Raw genomic sequence first — 18,768 nt, forward strand, 5'->3', positions numbered from 1 at the left:
AAGCTACGGCCGTCCCCGCATCAGGCCGGGTCCACCGCGCGGGCTGCATTTTACTGCACTGCGCCACAGGCGGTTGACTCAAATCAATTTTGGCGGACATCCCCGCCTTATTCTGCTTCCAGAGTTCAAGGGGATACCTTCCATGCTGCCAAGCGCGTTCCGCCACGGCCTGATCGGGCTGCTTCTGATCACGCCCGCCTTGGCGGCCCCGACCGCCGAGCAACGCGGCAAGGCCTTCACGCGGGCCAATTGCGCTCGCTGCCACGCGGTCGACCGTACGTCGAAGAGCCCGCTCAAGAGCGCACCGCCGCTGCGGACCCTGCACCGGCGTTATCCGGTCGAAGCCCTCGAAGAGGCGCTGGCTGAAGGCATCAACACCGGCCACGCCGACATGCCGGTGTTCGAACTCAGTCCGGACCAGATCCACGATCTGCTGTCCTACCTGAAGACCCTGGAATAGCCGGCGTTACACCGCCTGCACCGTCCAGCCGATCAACTCCTTGGCGATACGGGCGAAGGCCGCATCGAAGGCTGCGACTGCCGCAGCCGGCTCGAGCTTGTCGAGCTTCTCGCTGGCCTCGACGGGGCGAGACGCGATGACCTTGCCGTTCTTGTCGATGATCCGCGCAGTTAGTCCGATCTCGACCCTTGGTCCGCCGTCGGTGGCAAGACGGAAGCGCCTGATGTCGATCAGGAGCTGGTAGTCCGCTTGCCCGAGATCGGTCGTGCGCAAGGGCGCGTGGGCGATGTCGTAGTTCTCAAAACTGTCGATCAGCCGCGCCTGCACCAGCTTGGGAATGCTGTCGGCCCAGACGAAATCCGCAAAGCCGGGATTGTCGCCAACCGGCGCAAACAGCATGCGCTGGGTCTGGAGCATCGCGACCGCGGTCGGCTCGGGAATGGCCAGCGACGCCGAGAGCGTCTTGCCGACCGGTCCAAGGTTCTGCGGCGTCCGCAGGTCATGAGTAACCTTCTGCGCTGGCGTCCCGCCGCCAGTCATCTTCTCAAGACCCGCCAGAATGCCGTCGACCTTGCCGGTGTTGCGTGCGAGCCCCTCGGAAAACGTCTTCAAATTGGCGATAGTGTCCTTCAGCGGACCGGAATTGTCCTGCAGCACGGTGTCGACCCGCCGCAGCGCGTCTCGCGCGGCCTGCGTCATGCTCTGGCCGGCGCCGGCCTCGGCGATCAAGACCGGGGGCTCGCCGGATTTGGCGACGATCGTGCCGCCCTCCAGCGTGACCACGGGCACGCCGGTCAGCCCCTGGAAATCGAGCCCAACCTTGGTGTCGGTGCGCACCGGCGTCGACGAGGCAACCGAGACCGTCGCGTTGACGAAGCGCGGATTGTCGGGCGCAAGGCCAAGCTGCGTCACCTCGCCGACGCGGATGCCGTTGAACAGCACACCCGCGCCGACCAATAGGCCCGGCACCGGCCCCTGGAACTGCACATGATAGTTCGTGCGCGGCCCGATGCCGCCGGTGTTGTTCAGCCAATAGACGAAGCCGAACACCGCGAGGATCGCGGCCAGCACGAAGGTGCCGATCAGCACGTAGGGAGCGCGGGTTTCCATGTCTCATCTCATCTCGTGTTGCAGCATCTGCGAGCGCTTGCCATGGAAATAGGCGCGCACCCAGGGATGCTCGGATTGCAGCAGTTCGCGCATCGGGCCGATCGCGACGATCTTGCCGTCAGCGAGCGCCGCGACGCGGTCACAGACCGTGGTCAGGCTCGCAAGGTCATGGGTCACCATGAACACGGTGAGGCCCAAAGTCTTCTGCAGCGTCTTGATCAGCGCGTCGAAATCGCCGGCGGCGATCGGATCGAGGCCGGAGGTTGGCTCGTCCAGGAACAGGATGGGCGGATCGAGCGCGAGCGCGCGCGCCAGAGCGACACGCTTGGTCATGCCGCCGGAGAGCTCTGCCGGATATTTGTCAGCGTCCTGCGGACGCAGGCCCACCATTTCGAGCTTGGCGATCGCGATCTCGTCCATCAGTTCCGGCGACAGGACGAGATTTTCGCGCAGCGGAAACTGGACGTTCTGGCGAACGGTCAGGGAGGAAAACAGCGCGCCCTGCTGGAACAGAATGCCCCATGTCGAGGCTGCGCCTTGCCTGCGGCCACTGATGGGCTGTCCCATGACTTCGATGGTCCCGCCCTGGCGCGGGATGAGGCCGATGATGGTGCGCATCAACACCGACTTGCCGCCACCGGACGCGCCCACCAGCCCGAGGATCTCGCCCCTGCGGACGTCGAGCGACAGATGATCGAGCACCGTCTGGCGGCCGAAGCCGACCACGAGGTCGCGGACTCGGATCGCGCATAGGTCCTGCGATTGGTCCATCGTCACATTCCGATCGAGGCAAAGAAGATCGCGAACAGACCGTCGAGCACGATCACCAGGAAGATCGACTTCACCACCGACGTCGTGGTCTGCCGCCCCAGCGATTCGGCGCTCCCCTTGACGCGCAAGCCCTCGCTACAGGCGACGATCCCGATCACCAGCGCCATGAACGGCGCCTTCAGGATGCCCACCTCGAAATGAGTGACAGAGATAGCCTCATGCAGCCGCGCGATGTAGATCGCCGGCCCCATGTCGCCATAGAACTGCGCGACCAGGCCGCCGCCATAGAGCGCAGCGATCGATCCAATGAAGGCCAGGATCGGCAGAGCGATAACAAGAGCCGCAACTCGCGGCAGGATCAGGACGTGGACTGGGTCGAGGCCCATGGTCGAGAGCGCGTCGATCTCCTCGCGCATCTTCATCGAGCCGAGTTCGGCGGTGTAGGCACTCCCCGAACGTCCCGCGACCATGATGGCGACGATCAACACGCCGAGCTCGCGCAGTACGAGGATGCCGACCATGTCGACCGTGTAGGACTCGGCGCCGAACCTGCGGAAATGGAAGAATCCCTGCTGGGCGATGATGGCGCCGATCAGGAAGGTGATTAGCGCCACAATGGGGATGGCCTGCCAGCCGATGCGGTAGAGCTGATAGACCAGCGACGTCAGCCGCAGCGATCGCGGGTGGCGCAACACGCCGATCACGGCCATGAACAATGCGCCGAGCATTTGAAGGAATATCGTAATGTCTTCGCGCGCACCGACCGTGGCCTTGCCGAGGTCGTACAGCCTGAGCGAAATCGGATTGGGCGGGGCCGTCGGCGCCGGCGTGTGGCGATTGACCTGACGCACCTCGTCCAGGAGACCGCTGAAATGATCGGCAACTCCGACGAATTCCGCCGACCTGCCGGAAGACGCGGCCCTGCGCGACAGCTTTTCCAGGACCCAGGCACCAAGCGTGTCCAGCGCGCTGACGCCCGACATGTCCAGCGTCACGGCGTTGAATCGATCCACATCCGCCCCGACCGAGCGGGACAGCGTCTCGAGCGCCGACACATTGGCAGCAGTCCACGACCCTTCCGGGCGCAATTTCAGCACCTCGCCGGAGGGCGTCGCCAGCAACAGCGGTTCGGAGTTCACGCTTTTCACCTCATCGGGACAATCCGTCCCCATTCAGACGGCACTTCTAGGCCAGCATGTGGCGACCGGTTTGACCTGTCTCAAGACCAGGACTTCGCACGCCCGCCACTTGACGCAAATCAAGCGTGGCTGCGCTGGCCGGCCCTAGGTTCGCTTCCAGTTAACGGAGGCACCACATTCATGTTCGACAGCGACAGGATGAGCGAAGAACTGCGGACCCTCAAGGTCGATGTCACCCGCCTGCTGAGCACCGCCGGCGAGGAGATATTCGACAGCTCGAAGGACAGGGCCGAAGCCCTGGCTGATCAGATCAAGATCGCGCTTGCCGAACTCGGCGAGACTGTCAGCGACGAGCAGGAGCAGCTCCAGGGTATCATTGCGGATCGCCCGATCACGTCGCTCGCATCGGCTTTCGCGCTCGGCGTGGTCGTCGGCTTCATGCTGAGGAGACACTAGGTGAATACGGAGAATGTCGTCAAACATCTGCGCGTGCTGTGGCGTACCGACAGGATCATCGCAGACATCAGGTTGCGCCACCTGCTGGTCGGCCTCGGCCTGCGCGCCTTTGCAGCCCTGATTGCAGCATTCGGCCTCCTGATGCTGGAACTGTCGGCCTATTTCGCGCTGGTCCAGATCTGGAGCGCGATAGTCGCGGCAGCCATCCTCGGCGCCGTCAATTTTGCCATCGCGGGGATTCTCTTCATCATCGCCGGCCGTTCTCCGTCCGGCCGCGATATTGAACTGGCCAACGAGATTCACAGCGCATCCATCGAGGCGCTGCAGCTCGAGGCGCGCGCGCTGCAGGCTCAGGTGTCCGGCGCCGTCCACCATCCGCTCAGCACGATCGTGCCAGTGCTGCTGCCGCTGATCGCGATCATCATCAAGAGCCTGCGGAAGACAGCCAAGGATTCCGCCGCAGCGACATCACGCGAAGCTCACTCATAGCCAAAGCCAGCAGAGGTGCTTAGAGCTTGAGCCGGACGTCGCAGATATCGGGTTCGCTCGGGTCCGGCTTGACTTCGAAACCGAGCTGCCGGCACATCTCGAGCATCACGGTGTTCTCCTTGAGCACGTCACCGGACATGACCTTCAGCCCTTCAGACCTCGCGTAGTCAATGATCAACTGCATCAAGGCCCAACCGAGTCCCCTGCCCTTGAGGTCCGACCGCAGCAGGATCGCATATTCGCCGCTCTCATAGATCGAGTCGGAATGAAGCCGTACTACGCCGACCATTTCGCCTGTGGCCTGGTCGAACGCAATGAAGGCCATCGCGCGCGCATAGTCGAGTTGGGTCAGACGCGCGATGAACTCGTGGGTGAACTCCTTCATCGGTGCAAAGAAGCGCAGGCGGAGGTCGTGCGGCGTGACGTGACGCAGGAATTCGTGAATGGTCGGCTCATCCTCGGGGCGCAAGGGCCGCGCCAGGATGCGCCAGTCGTCCTTGAGCTTGAGGCGACGCTCCCATTGCGACGGATACGCCCGAACGGCGAAATTGGCCGGGCCGGAGCCTGCAAATTTCCGTTGCGGCGGCCCGACCGCAACGCGAGCATCGACCGCCGTCACGCCGGTTTCGTCCGCCAGCAGCGGGTTGATGTCGAATTCGCGGATTTCGGGAATGTCGGCTGCCATCTGGGCGAGCTTGACCAGCACCATGGCGACGGCATCCTGCTTGACGGCGGGCACGTCCCGATAGGCCTTCAGCAGCCGTGACACGCGCGTGCGGTCGATGAGATCGCGGGCGAGCTGCAAATCGAGCGGCGGCAGCGCGAGCGCCTTGTCGTTGATGATTTCCACCGCCGTGCCACCCCGGCCGAACACAACGACGGTGCCGAAGGTCGGATCGTCGGCAAGACCCAGGATCAGCTCACGCGCTTTCGCCTTGACGACCATCGCCTGCACGATGACGCCCTCGATCCGGGCTTCGGGGCGCAGTTTCCTTGCCCGGGCGAGAATGTCGGAGGTAGCGGCACGCACCGCGTCGGGCGTTGTCAGATTGAGCACGACGCCGCCGACATCGGATTTGTGGACGATGTCGCGCGACATGATCTTGAGCACGACGGTCGAGCCTTGCGCGAACATCTCGTTCGCGTAGGCCACCGCCTGCTCGACATCCGTCGCAGCATAAGTCGGCACCATCGCGATGTCGTAGGCTTCGAGCAGGTGCTTGATTTCGACAGGCTCGAGCCATTTGCGGCCATCGGCGATCGCCGCGGCGACGATTTGCCGGGCAGCTTTGGCGTCGGGCACGAACGTATCGGGCATCGCGGGCGGCACCTGACTGAGTTCCTCCACGACCTCGCGATGCCTCACCAGGTACATGAAGCCGCGCACCGCGTCGTCTTCGGTCGGATAGTTGGGAATGCCGGCGCTGGACAGCGTTGCAATGATCTCTTGGTCGGCTCCGACCCAGGCAGCCAGAACGGGTTTTGCCCATCGACGCTGCTGCTCGCGGTACTTGCCAACGCGCTCGGTCACGGTCGTTGCGATGTCGGCGGCGGAGGCGATCGCGGTCTGCACATTGAGGACGAGAATTGCGTCATTGTCCGGATCGGCGAGCAGCACCTCCAGCGCCGCTGCGTAGCGCGACGCATCGGCGTCACCGACGATATCGACGGGATTGGCGCCGGACCAGGTCGCGGGCAGCACTTCATCGAGCTTCTTGCGCGCTTCCGCCGATATGGATGCAGGGATTCCGCCAAGCTCGACAAGACGATCGACGGCGAGAACGCCGATACCGCCGCCATTGGTCAGGATCGCGAGACGCTTTCCCGCCGGCGATTCGACGCGGCCGAGCGTCTCGGCACAATCGAACAGCTCACGCAGATCCGATACCCGAAGGACGCCGGCGCGACGGAACGCCGCGTCATAGACGGCATCCGCGCCTGCGAGTGCTCCGGTATGGGTTGCGGCTGCCTTTGCGCCCTGCGCCATGCGGCCGGACTTGACCACGACCACGGGCTTGACACGTGCAGCGGCGCGCGCGGCCGACATGAACTTCCGCGCGTCCTTGATGGCTTCGATATAGAGCAGGATCGCGCGGGTCTTGTGATCCATCGCGAAGTAATCGAGCAGGTCCGCAATATCGACATCGATCTGATCGCCGATCGAGACGATGCCGGAGAAGCCGACACCACGCTGTGCAGCCCAATCGACCATGCCGGCGGCGATCGCGCCGGACTGCGAAACCAGCGCGAGATTTCCTGCGCCGGGCATGTGCGCGGCAAAACTCGCGTTGAGGCTCACGCCGGGCATCATGATGCCGAGGCAGTTCGGGCCGATCAGGCGCATGCCGTATTTGCGGGCCGCGGCGATAGCGGCCTCTTGCAGGGATCCCGGCCCGTGGCCGAGCCCCGCCGAGACAATCAGCGCGCCCGCCGAGCCAAGATGGCCAGCCTGGTCGATGATGCCGGGAACCTCTTGCACCGGCGCGGTGACGACCACCAGTTCGGGCACGAAATCCAGCTTGTCCAGGCTCTTTACCGCGGCGATGCCGCCGATCTCCGCATGGCGCGGATTGACGAGGCCGAACTTTCCCTTGAATTCGGCCTTGCGGATGTTCTCCAGAACGGCGCGCCCCACAGAAGCCGGACGGGCGCTCGCCCCGACGAGCGCGACCGAACGTGGCGACAGCAGATTCTTCAGGCGATAAGTGGACATGAAACTAAATGCACCCGGTCGGGGGGCGATTCCGACAGTTGAGGATCAGGCCGAAAAATTGGCGACGCACCTAGTGCGAGATCATAACCCAGCAGGGTGGCTGGCCAATGACAGTCTTTGTCACACCACCCCAAACGATCTCATTCAGACGCGAATGATGGTAAGCGCCCATGATGATGGCATCAATGGCATGCGAGTTCGCCCAGCTTCCGAGCACTTTACCGATCGAGCTGCCAGCGCCCTTCGCCGTTTCGAACGAGGCGTGGACCCCGTGTTCCCTCAGATGGTCGACGAGCGCAGTTCCGGATTGCACCATCGCTTCGGTCTTGTCGTCCGCGACCGTAATCACCCGAACCGATGCCGCAGCCTGAAGAATGGGCAGGGCATCGCCGACCGCCCGCGCGGCACGGGCGGAGTGATCCCAGGCGATCATGACATTCTCGAATTCGGGACGTAGCGCGTCCACATGCTGCTCCGGACAGAGCAAAAGCGGCCGTCCGGATTCGAACAGGAGCGTTTCTATGATGTGCTCCGTTCGGCTGTCATGCGGCTTCACGGGAACCAGCGTAAGATCGCTGAAGCGCGCGTGCTCGGCCAGGACCGACGCGATCTGATCCGCCGGCACCTTGCCTGACCGACTTTGGGCGCGAATGTTGGCGCGGGAGGCTGCAAGGGTGAATGCATTCAGGAGTTGCTGCATGTCGCCCACCTCGGGCGCGCTCGCCTCGGCGGCTTCCCGATCGGCCGGAAACACCACCTGCGGACGCACGAATACATCGTCCTCCAGCGCGAGCGCCGTGATCCTGGCGCCGAGATCGGCGGCCACAGCGACGCATTTCTCGATGGCAGCGAGAGCCTGCCCGCGCGGCTGGCCGACAAGGGGTAGAAAGACGTCCTTGATAGGCATGGGATTCTCCTTGCCGAGCAGAATAGGCAGGATCTCGTCGGAACGCTTGATCCTCCTCAAGCCATTGCAATTCCGTGCGGCCTGCCGGCGAGACGCGTTGACCGAAGTCAAGGACTGGCCACTGGGCCGTTCTATGGATAATCGTGTCGGAACGGTTCGCCTCGGAGAGACTTATGCGTGCGATGGTGTTGCCGTCCCCACGAGCGCGGCTCCGCATGGAGGAACGACCCGATCCGGTGCCCGGCGAGGGACAGATCCGGGTGAAGATCACCGCTTGCGGGGTATGCCGGACCGATCTTCACCTCATCGACGCCGAGCTGCCTGATATTCGCTATCCGATCGTGCCCGGCCACGAGATCATTGGCCGGGTTGATGTCGTCGGTCCCAATGTTGCGACACATGCGGCCGGTGACCGGGTCGGCATCCCCTGGCTCGGGTTCACCTGCGGAAATTGTCGGTTCTGCCGGGAAGGCATGGAAAACCTGTGTGACAGCCCGATGTTCACCGGCTACACGCGCGACGGCGGTTACGCTACCCACACCATCGCCGATGCACGTTATGCATTTCCGCTCGGCGAGGCCGGCAATGACGTGGAAATGGCCCCTCTGTTGTGCGCAGGGCTGATCGGCTGGCGTTCGCTGGTGCTGGCCGGCCACGCGGAGAGGTTAGGCGTCTACGGCTTTGGCGCCGCCGGCCACATCATCGCGCAAATCGCGGTCTGGCAGGGGCGATCCGTTTATGCATTCACGCGGCGCGGTGACGCCGCGGCACAGGGTCTTGCCCGACGTCTCGGCGCTGCCTGGGCGGGAGCTTCTGACGAAATGCCCGACGAACCACTCGACGCCGCCATCATCTACGCACCGGCCGGTGAGCTGGTACCCGCCGCGTTGCGCGCCGTGCGCAAAGGCGGCCGCGTCGTCTGCGCCGGCATCCACATGACCGACATTCCGAGTTTTCCGTATGATCTGCTCTGGGAGGAACGGCAGCTGGTCTCGGTCGCCAATCTGACGCGGCAGGATGGCCTGGACTTTCTCAAGATCGCCCCGCAAGCCGGCGTGCGCACCGAGACCACGGCATTTCCGCTCGATCAGGCCAACGAGGTTCTGAGCATGCTGCGCGCCGGCCAGATTCTCGGCGCGGCCGTGCTGACGCCCTGAGTGCTTTGATGACAGATGAAACTGCGACTCAGGAACGGATCTTTCAGGCCCTTGCCGGACACGCTGGCGTCGCGCGGATCGACACGCATGGCGCCTCGGTATTCCTGGACGGCGATCGTGCGCTGAAGATCAAGCGCGCCGTCAAGTTTCCATTCCTCGATTATTCGACGCTCGACAAGCGCAAGGCGGCCTGCGAGGAGGAGATCAGGATCAACCGCCCGCTCGCCCCGCAAATCTATCACCGTGTCGTGGCGATCACGGAGGAGCCGGATGGATCGGTGAAGATCGACGGCCGTGGACCGCCGATCGAATATGCGGTCGACATGTCGCGCTTCGATGAGAACCGGACGCTGGACCATTTGGCGAAGGCTGGCCCGCTGGGCGCCGAGCTGGCCCTGGCCATCGCCGATGCGATTGCATTATCGCATGCCAAGGCGACGGTCGCCGACGGCGCTGCGTGGATCAATTCCATTCCTGCCCTGATCGACGGCAACGGCGCCGGCCTGCGCAACGGCGATCATCTTGAAGCGACAGCCATCGAACAGCTCGGCAAGGCCTCCCATCTGGCCTTCCTGAACCTTCGTGCCACGATTGAGCAACGCGCTCTCCACGGCTTCGTGCGCCGCTGTCACGGCGATCTGCATCTTGCCAATATCGTGCTGATCGACCGGCAGCCCATCCTGTTCGACGCGATCGAATTCGACGCGCAGATGGCAACCGTGGACGTGCTCTACGATCTCGCGTTCACCCTGATGGATCTGCTGCGCTACGATCAGGCAGACGCAGCCAATGCGGTCCTCAACCAATATCTGATCAACGCACCCGTCGAGACACTTGACTCGCTGGCCGCGTTGCCGCTGTTCATGTCCATCCGTGCGGCGGTTCGCGCTCAGGTGACGCTGGCGAAGCTGAACCGGCCCAATGCCGACCGTCCCGAAATTCTCAACGAGGCGCGCTCCTATTTCGAGCTCGCCCGAACCTTGATTCATCCGCCCGCCCCTCGCCTGATCGCGGTTGGCGGACTGTCGGGCACCGGCAAGTCCGTGCTTGCCCGCGCGCTGGCCCCCACCGTCGCGCCGCAACCGGGCGCCATCGTGCTGCGCAGCGACGTCATTCGCAAGCAGCTGTTTCAGGTAGGGCACACCGATCGGTTGCCCCCCTCCACGTACCGGCCTGACGTGACAGCGCGCGTGTACGAGGTGCTGATGCAGCGCGCCCGGCAGGTGCTGGCGCAAGGCCATTCCGTCATCGTCGATGCTGTGTTTGCACGCGAATCCGAACGGGACGATCTGGCTGCGCTGGCGCGCGCGTGCGGCGTGCCGCTCAACGGACTCTTCCTGGTCGCAGACCTCGCGACCCGCCAGGCGCGGATCGGCAACCGCCGGGGGACGCATCCGACGCCACGCAAGAGGTTGCCGCGCGGCAAGAGCACTATAATATCGGCCATATCGGTTGGGCGACCATCGATGCATCCGGGACACCAGGGCAAACGCTCCAGAATTGCCGGGACGCGATCGCTGAGGGCAGGTAAGGCAATCTGAGTGACGCGGACAAGGATATCGCGCCCCACCACGCGCTCGACCGCGACCGCCCGCGCCAATCCGGCGATGCGCCGTAATGCCCTGCCCGGTCGCCTCAGCCCCGGCATGGCCTGCGACACCGCGTTCCGGATCATCGCCCGCCGTCATCTCGATGCCGTCCTGGCCCAGCACGACGGTACCTGCCGCGGCGACCAGGAAGCGCTGCATCAGATCCGGATCGCACTCACGCATCTGCGCACCGCCATCCGCTTCTTCTCGCCGATGGTCGATGACACACGACGACCGGCGGTCTGGGCCGGACTGAAATGGCTGAACAGCCAGCTCGGCATGGTGCGGGACCTCGACGTGGCGATTGAACGCGTCGTCGCCGAGAGCGGCGAGGAACTCGCCGTGATCGCCGAGCTGCGGCACTGGGACGACAAGCGCGCCGAGAGCCATCGCCTGCTGTCGCGCGCGCTGCGCTCCGCGCGCTATCGGCGCCTGGTCGAGCAGACTTCGGACTGGATCGAAAGCGGTCCCTGGTCGACCCGGCGCAGCAAGGAGGCCATCAGATTGCGACGCCGGACGCTTGCCGACCACGCGACGGCGCAACTCACCGCATGGGAAACGACGCTGCTCAAGAAGGCGCGGAAGCTTCACAGGCTCGACGTCGAGAAGCGGCACAAGCTGCGGCTTCTCAACAAGCGGCTGACCTATTCGATCGAGTCGCTCGGGGACCTGTTCGCCGATGAATCGTTGGCGAAGCAGAAGTCGATCCTCAAGCAATTGCGCAAGGCGCAAAAGTCTCTCGGACAGTTGAACGACGACGCGCGCGGGCAGATCCTGGCAGCATCATTGAACGAGGCCATCCCCGGGGCGGGCATTCGCTTCCTCGGCCGCAAGCGGGAGAAGAAGCTGCTGCGAACCGCCGCGGAAGCCTATCGAAAGCTGGACAAGGCCAAGCCGTTCCGCTCTTCGGACCTCGCGCCGAATGCGGAGCCCGAGGACTAGGTGTGGACGTAGTCTCCAGGCGCGTCGGGCAGGCCGGAGCCGTCCCCCAGCCCAATTTGCGGCGGATCGCAGGGCTCGCCCGAGCGGGCGGCGAGCCATTTGCTCCACTCCGGCCACCACGATCCCTCGACATGTGGCGCCCGCTTCAGCCATTCATCGGGACCGACATAGGGCGCATCCGCGGCCTTGGTCATCACCTGATAGCTGTGGCCGGGTTCCTCCGGAGCCGCGACGACACCGGCATTGTGACCGCCGCTGGTCAACAGGAATGTCACGTCGGCGTCGACCTGATAGTGGAGCTTGTAGACGGATCGCCACGGCGCCACATGATCGGCGAGCGTGCCGACCACGAACATCGGCGCATGGATATCGGAAAGCGAGATATTCCTGTCATCGACACGATAATGGCCTTCGGCCAGATCATTGTCGAGGAACAGCTTGCGCAGATATTCCGAGTGCATGCGATAAGGCAGTCGCGTGGCGTCGGCGTTCCAGGCCATCAGGTCGCTCGACGACGACGCCTCTCCCATCAGATAGTCATGCGACAGCCGCGACCAGATCAGATCGTTGGATCGCAGCAGCGCAAACGCGCCAGCCATCTGCGTCGTATCGAGATAACCGCGTTTCCACATCATGTCTTCGAGGAACGCAACCTGGCTCTCGTTGATGAAGAGCGTCAGCTCGCCGGCCTCGGTGAAATCCGTCTGCGCGGCGAGCAAGGTGATGGTGCCCAATCGCTTGTCGCCGTCGCGCGCCATCGCCGCAGCGGCGATCGACAGCAACGTGCCGCCCAGACAATAGCCGAGCGCATGGATCGTCCGGTCCGGCATGATCCGGCCGATCATGTCCAGCGCGGCCATGACACCTGACTTGCGATAGTCATCGAAGGCAACATCCCGATCCCCGGCATCCGGATTGCGCCATGAGATTGCGAACACGGTGAAGCCCTGACCGGTGAGATAGCGCACCAGCGAATTATGCGGAGACAGATCGAGGATGTAGTACTTCATGATCCAGGCCGGCACGATCAGGATCGGCTCAGGCCGCACCTGCGCCGTCGTCGGATGATACTGGATCAGTTCGATCAGCTCGTTGCGGTAGACGACCTTTCCGGGAGACGCCGCGACCGTCTTGCCGACCACGAATTGTCCATCGCCAGCCGGTTTCGCGCCGGAGAGCATCCGCATCAGATCGTTGCACCAATTCTGCAAACCGAAGACGAAGTTCTCGCCGCCGCTCTGAAAGGCCTTTTCGAGCACTTCCGGATTTGTCGCCGCGAAGTTCGACGGCGCGAATATGTCGAGCATCTGGCGGGTTGCGAACTCGACGACGGCTTCATTGGCAGGCGCGACGCCACGCACCCCAGTCGCGGCATCGTGCCACCAGCGCTCTCCGAGCAGGAAGGCCTGCGCCATCAGGTTGAACGGCGCGGTCTCCCATTGAGGCTCTCTGAAGCGGCGATCCCGTCGCTGCGGCTGAATCACCGACCACGGCTTCCGATCCGGCGACGTCGCGTGCAGCGCGGCTTCCACGAATCGCCCGGTGTCGCGAACGGCGTTCTTGATGATCTCCGTTTGCCGCTGCGGCGCTGCGGCGAGATGCGAACTCCAATCGAGCCAGGCAAGTGACAGGGCCACCGGCGAAATCCCGCCCGTGAACTGCGCCAGCATCGCGTGAAATGCGCGGTCGAGTGGGTATGGCTCTGGCGCTGACGCCGGTTGCGTCGCCGGCTTTTCGGCCGAAGGAGCGACGCTCGCGACAGGGTTGATGGAGGGCTCTCCTGCCAGCTGTTCGGCTCGTGGGACAAGCTGCACGATGCTCATGGCTGAATCTTCCTGCGCGCTTTACGGTTTCGGACTTCGCCACGATATAGCGACCCGCTTCAGGTGCCGTTGAGCTGCATCAACTTCCGCCCGCAATCACGCCTGCTGCATCGTCTTGGCCGGCTTCGCCCGCTTGACCTGGGTCAAAACGGACCTCGATGCGTGAACTAAACTTGGATCTATCGAAGTTTATCGAACTTGCGGAGTTCCCCATGCGCGCCCACCAGATAATGACCCGATCGGTCATCTCGGTTACCCCCGATACCAGTATCGTCGAGGCGGCGAACATCATGCTGAAGAGGCACATTAGCGGCCTTACCGTGGTTGACGATAGTGGCAAGCTGGTCGGCGTCGTCTCAGAAGGAGACTTCATCCGCCGCAGCGAAATCGGCACCGGGCGCAAGCGCGGACGCTGGTTGCGGTTCATCCTTGGCCCCGGGAAGTCCGCCAGCGACTTCGTGCACGAGCACGGCCGCAAGGTCTCGGAAGTGATGACCGCGAAGCCAGTCACCATCACCGAGGATACGGCGCTTGCGGAGATCGTCGATCTCATGGAGCGGAACAACGTGAAACGCCTGCCGGTGGTGCGCGGCGACAAGGTGGTCGGGATCGTCTCCCGCGCCAATCTGCTCCAGGCGGTGGCGGGCCTCGCCCGCGAGGTGCCGGATCCGACCGCCAACGACGATCACATTCGCGGCCGCATCATCGAGACGATGGAGAAGAACGACTGGTGCCCGTTCGGGCTGAACGTCATCGTCCGCGACGGCATCGTTCATCTCAGCGGCGTCATCACCGAGGAACGCACGCGGCAGGCCGCGGTCGTCGCGGCAGAGAACGTGGAAGGCGTGAAGAAGGTGCACGACCATCTGTGCTGGGTCGACACCATGTCGGGCGTCTATCTGAACTCGCCCGAGGACGACGATCTCGCCAAGGCGGGCTGAGGCTCTGTTCAGTTGGGAATGACGGCGGTGGCTTCGATCTCGACGCGGGCCGTCTTCTCGACGAGGCGCACGACCTGAAGCAGCGCCATCGCGGGATAGTGCGCACCGAAGGTGGCTCGGTAGACCCTGCCCAGCTCCTTCAGGTTCGCCAGATATTCGTCCATGTCGACGACATACCAGGTCAGGCGAACGAGGTGCTCGGGCCGGGCACCGGCCTCAGCCAGAATCGCGGCGATGTTGCTCAGGGTCTGACGCACCTGCGCGACGAAGCCGTCCGCGAGACGCTCCTCGGCGTCCCAGCCGATCACACCGCCGGTGACGACGATGCGCCCTTCGGCCGCCATTCCGTTGGCATAGCCCTTCGGCACGGGCCAGCCGGAAGGCTGGAGCACTTGCGCTCCAGGACGAAGGCCATCCTCGGCTGCGGTTGGCAGTACCGCAAGCTGCGGACCTTTCGGCGTCGTCACGGACAAATCTCGATCCTTTTCATTCTGCCGCAACGCCCGACGACGTCACCGCGGTCTGGGCCAATTGCCGCAGGGCGAAGCGCTTCAGCTTCCCGGTCTCGGTTTTGGGTAGCTGCGTCACGAACTCGATCGCACGCGGATATTTGTACGGCGCGATCTCCCGTTTGACATAGTCCTGCAACTCGGCCGCTAGTTGAGCATCCGGCGTCACCCCGGGCGCGGCAATGACGTAAGCCTTCACGATCATTCCGCGCGCCTCGTCCGGTGCTCCAACGACGCCGCACTCGATGACGGAGGGATGCGTCAGCAGCGCCGCCTCGACATCCGTTCCTGCGATGTTGTAGCCGGCCGACACGATCATGTCGTCGGAGCGCGACTGGTACCAGAAATAGCCGTCGCTATCCATCAGATAGGTATCGCCGGTGATGTTCCAGCCGTTCTGGACGTATTTACGCTGGCGATCGTCGGCGAGATAGCGGCAGCCGGTCGGTCCACGCACGGCCAAACGGCCCATCGTACCCGGCGGCATGTCGTCGCCGGCGTCATCGACGATCTTGGCCTCGTAGCCCGGCACCGGCTTGCCGGTCGCGCCCGGCCTGATCTCATCTTCGGTGGCGCTGATGAAGATGTGCAGCATCTCGGTCGAGCCGATGCCATCCATCAGCTTGATGCCGGTGGCCTTGAGCCAGGCATCGAATGTCGGCTTGGGAAGGGTCTCGCCGGCAGAGACGCATTTGCGCAGCGAGGAAATGTCGCGGCCCGGAAGCTTGCCGATCATGGCGCGATATGCGGTCGGCGCCGTAAAGCAGACCGTGGTCTTGTAGTGCTCGATCGCGGTCAGGATGTCGTCTGGAGTCGTCTTCTCCAGCACGACGAAGGAGGCGCCAATGTGCATCGGGAACAGCACGCCACCGAAGCCGAAGGTGAACGCGAGCGGTGCCGAGCCGACGAAGCGATCCTTCTGCTCCGCGCGCAAGATGTTGCGCGCATAACCGTCGCAGACCGCCAGCATGTCCCGGTGAAAATGCATGGTGCCTTTGGGATCGCCGGTCGTGCCGGACGTGAAGGCGATCAGGCAGATGTCGTCGGAGGCGGTATCGACAGCAGTGAACTCGGGGCTTGCGTCGGCGATCAAGGCCTCGAGCGAGTCAGCGGCGCCATTGCCCCAATAGACCACGCGCTGGAGCCCGGGCGCCGAGGCCTTCGCCTTCTCCATCTCGTCGGAAAGTTTGCCATCGCAGAGCGCGAGCGTGATTTCCGCCTTCTGGATCGGATAGGACAGCTCCTTGGCTCGCAGAAGCGGCATCGTCGCAACGCAAATGCCCCCTGCCTTGATCACCGCAAGATAGGTCGCGACCATCATCGGATTATTGGCCGAGCGCAGCAGCACGCGGCCGCCGGTCACGAGACCAAGCTCGTCGACCAGCACGTTGGCGATGCGGTTCACAAGCGCCTGCAGCTCGCGATAGGTGTAGCTGACGGCGGGACTCATGACGCAGGGCGCATCGCCATGGCCCTCTTCGACCCAGCGGTCGAGGAAATAGCGGACGCAATTCAGTCGCGGAGGATATTGCAGCTCCGGCCGCGTGAAGATGAACTCGGGCCAAAACTCCCGCGGCGGCAGGTGCTGCCGCGCGAACGTATCGACATGGGCCGTCACGGCGTTGCCGTCATGCGAGCCCGAGACTAGAACCTTGGCGGCGTTGGCCATCGCACGCTCCTTTGCGCATGGAAAGCACCCGGCAGCACTATCTGGGAAACATTTTAGGCTTAAAGCAATTCGGCGCAATAGTGGATTTTGGGCATCCCATGCATTTTCCTGCGGCAACGTGGATTGGCAAGCCAGCCCGCTGGCGGGCTCAGGACCTGCGGCGGGCAGCCGATTTCTGCGCCGACGCCTTGGTCTTGGCGAGGAGCCTCATCAGCTCGCGCACATCCTTCGGGGTCAGTTCGCCGAACAGATCGGCAATCCATGTCTCGTGCTCCGCAGCCATCCTGCGGAACTCGGCGCGGCCGAGCTTTGTGAGGCGGATCACCTGGACCCGGCGGTCCGTCTCCGAGGTCCGCCGGTCGAGATGGCCGGATTCGACGAGCCTTTCGACGAGGCCTGTGACGTTGCCGTTCGACACCATCATGCGCTTGGAGACGTCGGACAGCGTCATGCCGTCGGGTGCCTTGTCGAGCTGCGCCATCAGATCGAAGCGGGGCAACGTGACATCGAAACGCTGCCGCAGCCGGCCGCGCACTTCGCCCTCGATCAGCGTCGTGCAGGTGAGCAGCCGCAGCCATAGCCGAAGCTCTTCGGCATGGTCCTCCGGCGTCTCGACGGCCTTGGTCTCGGAATCGAGCATCTTGATGCAGTCACGCACGGCCGGCATTGGCGCCGGCTCGGATTCCCAACGTTTTGAGCTTCAAATAAATCCGCAGAGACCGCAAGCCTAAAGCTGCAACAATCGACCGCACGGCAATTTCTTTAAGCTTCAAGCAATTGGCGCGGTGCTTGCATGAACGCCGTCTGCGATGGCGCGATGGCGCAGCCTTGCTTGCCGCGGCAGCCATCATCGGCATAAGCTTGGATCGGAGTACGCGGCTTGCGACGCAAGCCCTGAAGTCACGGGGACGGATCATGAAGACGCAATTGACCTTGACCGCAGCGGCCTTGCTGCTTGGCACCGCGATCAGCCCTGCCCTCGCGCAGGAAAAGATCAAGCTGGGCGTGATCGTGACCCTGTCGGGACCTGCAGCCGCGCTTGGACAGCAGGTCCGCGACGGCTTTGCGCTGGGCGTGAAGAACCTCGGCAGCAAGATGGGCGGCCGCGATGTCGAGGTCGTCGTGGTCGACGATGAACTCAAGCCGGACGCGGCCGTGACCAAGGTCAAGGGTCTGCTCGAACGCGACAAAGTCGACTTCGTTATCGGCCCGATCTTTTCCAACATTCTCCAGGCCATCCATCGGCCCGTCACGGAATCCAAGACCTTCCTGATCAGCCCCAATGCCGGACCGTCGACCTTTGCGGGCAAGGACTGCAACCCATTCTTCTATGTGACGTCCTACCAGAACGACCAGGTGCACGAGATCCTCGGCAAGGTCGCACAGGATCGCGGTTACAAGCGCATGTACCTGATGGTTCCGAACTATCAGGCCGGCAAGGATTCAGTGGCCGGCTTCAAGCTCGACTACAAGGGCGAGATCGTCGAAGAGTCCTACATGCCGCTGAACACGCTCGACTTCCAGCCGGAGCTTTCCAAGATTTCCTCGCAGAAGCCCGACGCGCTCTTCACGTTCATGCCCGGCGGCCTGGGCGTCAATCTCGTCAAGCAGTACAAGCAGGCCGGCCTGGCCGACAGCATTCCGGTGCTCTCAGCCTTCACCGTGGATGAATCGACGCTGCCGGCGCAGCAGGATGCCGCGGTCGGCATGTTCGGCGGCGCGAACTGGGCGCCCAATCTCGACAATCCGCAGAACAAGAAATTCGTTGCCGCCTATGAGGCCGCCTATAACGTCGTGCCCGGCACCTACGCCTTCCAGGCCTATGACGCCGCAATGCTGATCGACAGCGCCATCAAGGCCGTGAAGGGCGACCTCTCGAACAAGGATGCGGTCGCGGCCGCCCTGAAGAAAGCCGACTTCACCTCGCTGCGCGGCGCGTTCAAGTTCAACACCAACGGCTATCCGATCCAGGATTTCTACCTGACCAAGGTCGCCAAGCGTCCGGATGGCAAGTTCCAGACCGAGATCGTCCAGAAAGTGTTTGAGAATTACGGCGACCGCTACGCCAAGGACTGCAAGGCGGCGAACTAAAG

General features: G+C 63.5%; 16 protein-coding genes and 1 pseudogene. 8 read left to right on the plus strand and 9 right to left on the minus strand.

Annotation, left to right across the window (positions count from 1 at the left end):
* Nucleotides 1–142: 142 nt before the first annotated feature.
* Nucleotides 143–460, plus strand: coding sequence for a c-type cytochrome (locus tag ACQ86E_RS03960; protein WP_431204288.1), 318 nt, complete (start codon nucleotides 143–145; stop codon nucleotides 458–460).
* A 6-nt stretch (nucleotides 461–466) separates the two neighbouring features.
* Here ACQ86E_RS03960 and ACQ86E_RS03965 read toward each other — a convergent pair whose 3' ends face one another.
* From ACQ86E_RS03965 to ACQ86E_RS03975, 3 genes are read right to left on the minus strand one after another with little or no spacing between them, the layout of a single operon-like run.
* Nucleotides 467–1,570, minus strand: a complete 1,104-nt coding sequence (locus ACQ86E_RS03965) for an ABC-type transport auxiliary lipoprotein family protein (protein WP_431204289.1) — start codon at nucleotides 1,568–1,570, stop codon at nucleotides 467–469.
* 3 nt (nucleotides 1,571–1,573) lie between these two features.
* A complete protein-coding gene (locus tag ACQ86E_RS03970; protein ID WP_431204290.1) occupies nucleotides 1,574–2,341 on the minus strand; it encodes an ABC transporter ATP-binding protein in 768 nt (255 codons plus the stop codon).
* Nucleotides 2,342–2,343: 2 nt separating this feature from the next.
* Nucleotides 2,344–3,480, minus strand: coding sequence for an ABC transporter permease (locus ACQ86E_RS03975; RefSeq protein WP_431204291.1), 1,137 nt, complete (start codon nucleotides 3,478–3,480; stop codon nucleotides 2,344–2,346).
* Nucleotides 3,481–3,660: 180 nt separating this feature from the next.
* On the opposite strand from ACQ86E_RS03975, the gene ACQ86E_RS03980 reads away from it, so the two are divergent.
* Nucleotides 3,661–3,936 (plus strand): hypothetical protein, encoded by a 276-nt coding sequence (locus tag ACQ86E_RS03980; protein ID WP_151649115.1) that lies wholly within the window; start codon nucleotides 3,661–3,663, stop codon nucleotides 3,934–3,936.
* Nucleotides 3,937–4,425, plus strand: coding sequence for a phage holin family protein (locus ACQ86E_RS03985; protein WP_431204292.1), 489 nt, complete (start codon nucleotides 3,937–3,939; stop codon nucleotides 4,423–4,425).
* A 19-nt stretch (nucleotides 4,426–4,444) separates the two neighbouring features.
* On the opposite strand, the gene ACQ86E_RS03990 is transcribed toward ACQ86E_RS03985, so the two are convergent.
* Nucleotides 4,445–7,138, minus strand: coding sequence for a GNAT family N-acetyltransferase (locus ACQ86E_RS03990; protein WP_431204293.1), 2,694 nt, complete (start codon nucleotides 7,136–7,138; stop codon nucleotides 4,445–4,447).
* Nucleotides 7,139–7,208: 70 nt separating this feature from the next.
* Nucleotides 7,209–8,045, minus strand: a complete 837-nt coding sequence (locus tag ACQ86E_RS03995) for a universal stress protein (protein WP_431204294.1) — start codon at nucleotides 8,043–8,045, stop codon at nucleotides 7,209–7,211.
* Nucleotides 8,046–8,218: 173 nt separating this feature from the next.
* On the opposite strand from ACQ86E_RS03995, the gene ACQ86E_RS04000 reads away from it, so the two are divergent.
* The 3 genes and pseudogenes from ACQ86E_RS04000 (at nucleotide 8,219) to ACQ86E_RS04010 (ending at nucleotide 11,733) form a co-directional block, all read left to right on the plus strand.
* Nucleotides 8,219–9,202 (plus strand): zinc-dependent alcohol dehydrogenase family protein, encoded by a 984-nt coding sequence (locus tag ACQ86E_RS04000; protein WP_431204295.1) that lies wholly within the window; start codon nucleotides 8,219–8,221, stop codon nucleotides 9,200–9,202.
* A gap of 8 nt (nucleotides 9,203–9,210) precedes the next feature.
* Nucleotides 9,211–10,733: pseudogene (locus ACQ86E_RS04005) on the plus strand (AAA family ATPase).
* 25 nt (nucleotides 10,734–10,758) lie between these two features.
* The gene (locus tag ACQ86E_RS04010; protein ID WP_431206390.1) at nucleotides 10,759–11,733 is read left to right on the plus strand and encodes a CHAD domain-containing protein; all 975 of its coding nucleotides are present in this window, start codon (nucleotides 10,759–10,761) and stop codon (nucleotides 11,731–11,733) included.
* Here the strand turns inward: ACQ86E_RS04010 and ACQ86E_RS04015 are convergent.
* Nucleotides 11,730–13,556, minus strand: coding sequence for a PHA/PHB synthase family protein (locus ACQ86E_RS04015; RefSeq protein ID WP_431204296.1), 1,827 nt, complete (start codon nucleotides 13,554–13,556; stop codon nucleotides 11,730–11,732). The genes ACQ86E_RS04010 and ACQ86E_RS04015 overlap by 4 nt on opposite strands.
* A 212-nt stretch (nucleotides 13,557–13,768) precedes the next feature.
* Here ACQ86E_RS04015 and ACQ86E_RS04020 point away from each other — a divergent pair, with 212 nt between their 5' ends.
* Nucleotides 13,769–14,497, plus strand: a complete 729-nt coding sequence (locus ACQ86E_RS04020) for a CBS domain-containing protein (protein WP_015684744.1) — start codon at nucleotides 13,769–13,771, stop codon at nucleotides 14,495–14,497.
* Nucleotides 14,498–14,505: 8 nt separating this feature from the next.
* Here the strand turns inward: ACQ86E_RS04020 and ACQ86E_RS04025 are convergent, their stop codons facing one another.
* From ACQ86E_RS04025 to ACQ86E_RS04035, 3 genes are all read right to left on the minus strand, one after another.
* Nucleotides 14,506–14,964 (minus strand): RidA family protein, encoded by a 459-nt coding sequence (locus tag ACQ86E_RS04025; protein WP_431204297.1) that lies wholly within the window; start codon nucleotides 14,962–14,964, stop codon nucleotides 14,506–14,508.
* Nucleotides 14,965–14,983: 19 nt separating this feature from the next.
* Entirely contained in the window at nucleotides 14,984–16,675 is a 1,692-nt protein-coding gene (locus ACQ86E_RS04030; protein WP_431204298.1) for a benzoate-CoA ligase family protein, read from the minus strand.
* 148 nt (nucleotides 16,676–16,823) lie between these two features.
* Nucleotides 16,824–17,342: a MarR family winged helix-turn-helix transcriptional regulator gene (locus ACQ86E_RS04035; protein WP_431204299.1), complete on the minus strand. Its 519-nt coding sequence runs from the start codon at nucleotides 17,340–17,342 to the stop codon at nucleotides 16,824–16,826.
* A 248-nt stretch (nucleotides 17,343–17,590) separates the two neighbouring features.
* Here ACQ86E_RS04035 and ACQ86E_RS04040 point away from each other — a divergent pair, with 248 nt between their 5' ends.
* Entirely contained in the window at nucleotides 17,591–18,766 is a 1,176-nt protein-coding gene (locus ACQ86E_RS04040) for an ABC transporter substrate-binding protein (RefSeq protein WP_431204300.1), read from the plus strand.
* Nucleotides 18,767–18,768: the final 2 nt, after the last annotated feature.

Source organism: Bradyrhizobium betae (assembly GCF_050632175.1).
Taxonomy (GTDB): domain Bacteria; phylum Pseudomonadota; class Alphaproteobacteria; order Rhizobiales; family Xanthobacteraceae; genus Bradyrhizobium; species Bradyrhizobium betae_B.

What these genes read in the sequence shown, in the direction of transcription:
- ACQ86E_RS03970 (WP_431204290.1), bottom strand. Translation starts at nt 2,341, where the DNA reads ATGGACCAATCGCAGGACCTATGCGCGATCCGAGTCCGCGACCTCGTG.
- ACQ86E_RS04000 (WP_431204295.1), top strand. Translation starts at nt 8,219, where the DNA reads ATGCGTGCGATGGTGTTGCCGTCCCCACGAGCGCGGCTCCGCATGGAG.
- ACQ86E_RS04035 (WP_431204299.1), bottom strand. Translation starts at nt 17,342, where the DNA reads ATGCCGGCCGTGCGTGACTGCATCAAGATGCTCGATTCCGAGACCAAG.
- ACQ86E_RS04040 (WP_431204300.1), top strand. Translation starts at nt 17,591, where the DNA reads ATGAAGACGCAATTGACCTTGACCGCAGCGGCCTTGCTGCTTGGCACC.
- ACQ86E_RS04020 (WP_015684744.1), top strand. Translation starts at nt 13,769, where the DNA reads ATGCGCGCCCACCAGATAATGACCCGATCGGTCATCTCGGTTACCCCC.
- ACQ86E_RS04015 (WP_431204296.1), bottom strand. Translation starts at nt 13,556, where the DNA reads ATGAGCATCGTGCAGCTTGTCCCACGAGCCGAACAGCTGGCAGGAGAG.
- ACQ86E_RS03995 (WP_431204294.1), bottom strand. Translation starts at nt 8,045, where the DNA reads ATGCCTATCAAGGACGTCTTTCTACCCCTTGTCGGCCAGCCGCGCGGG.
- ACQ86E_RS03960 (WP_431204288.1), top strand. Translation starts at nt 143, where the DNA reads ATGCTGCCAAGCGCGTTCCGCCACGGCCTGATCGGGCTGCTTCTGATC.
- ACQ86E_RS04030 (WP_431204298.1), bottom strand. Translation starts at nt 16,675, where the DNA reads ATGGCCAACGCCGCCAAGGTTCTAGTCTCGGGCTCGCATGACGGCAAC.
- ACQ86E_RS03965 (WP_431204289.1), bottom strand. Translation starts at nt 1,570, where the DNA reads ATGGAAACCCGCGCTCCCTACGTGCTGATCGGCACCTTCGTGCTGGCC.
- ACQ86E_RS03980 (WP_151649115.1), top strand. Translation starts at nt 3,661, where the DNA reads ATGTTCGACAGCGACAGGATGAGCGAAGAACTGCGGACCCTCAAGGTC.
- ACQ86E_RS03990 (WP_431204293.1), bottom strand. Translation starts at nt 7,138, where the DNA reads ATGTCCACTTATCGCCTGAAGAATCTGCTGTCGCCACGTTCGGTCGCG.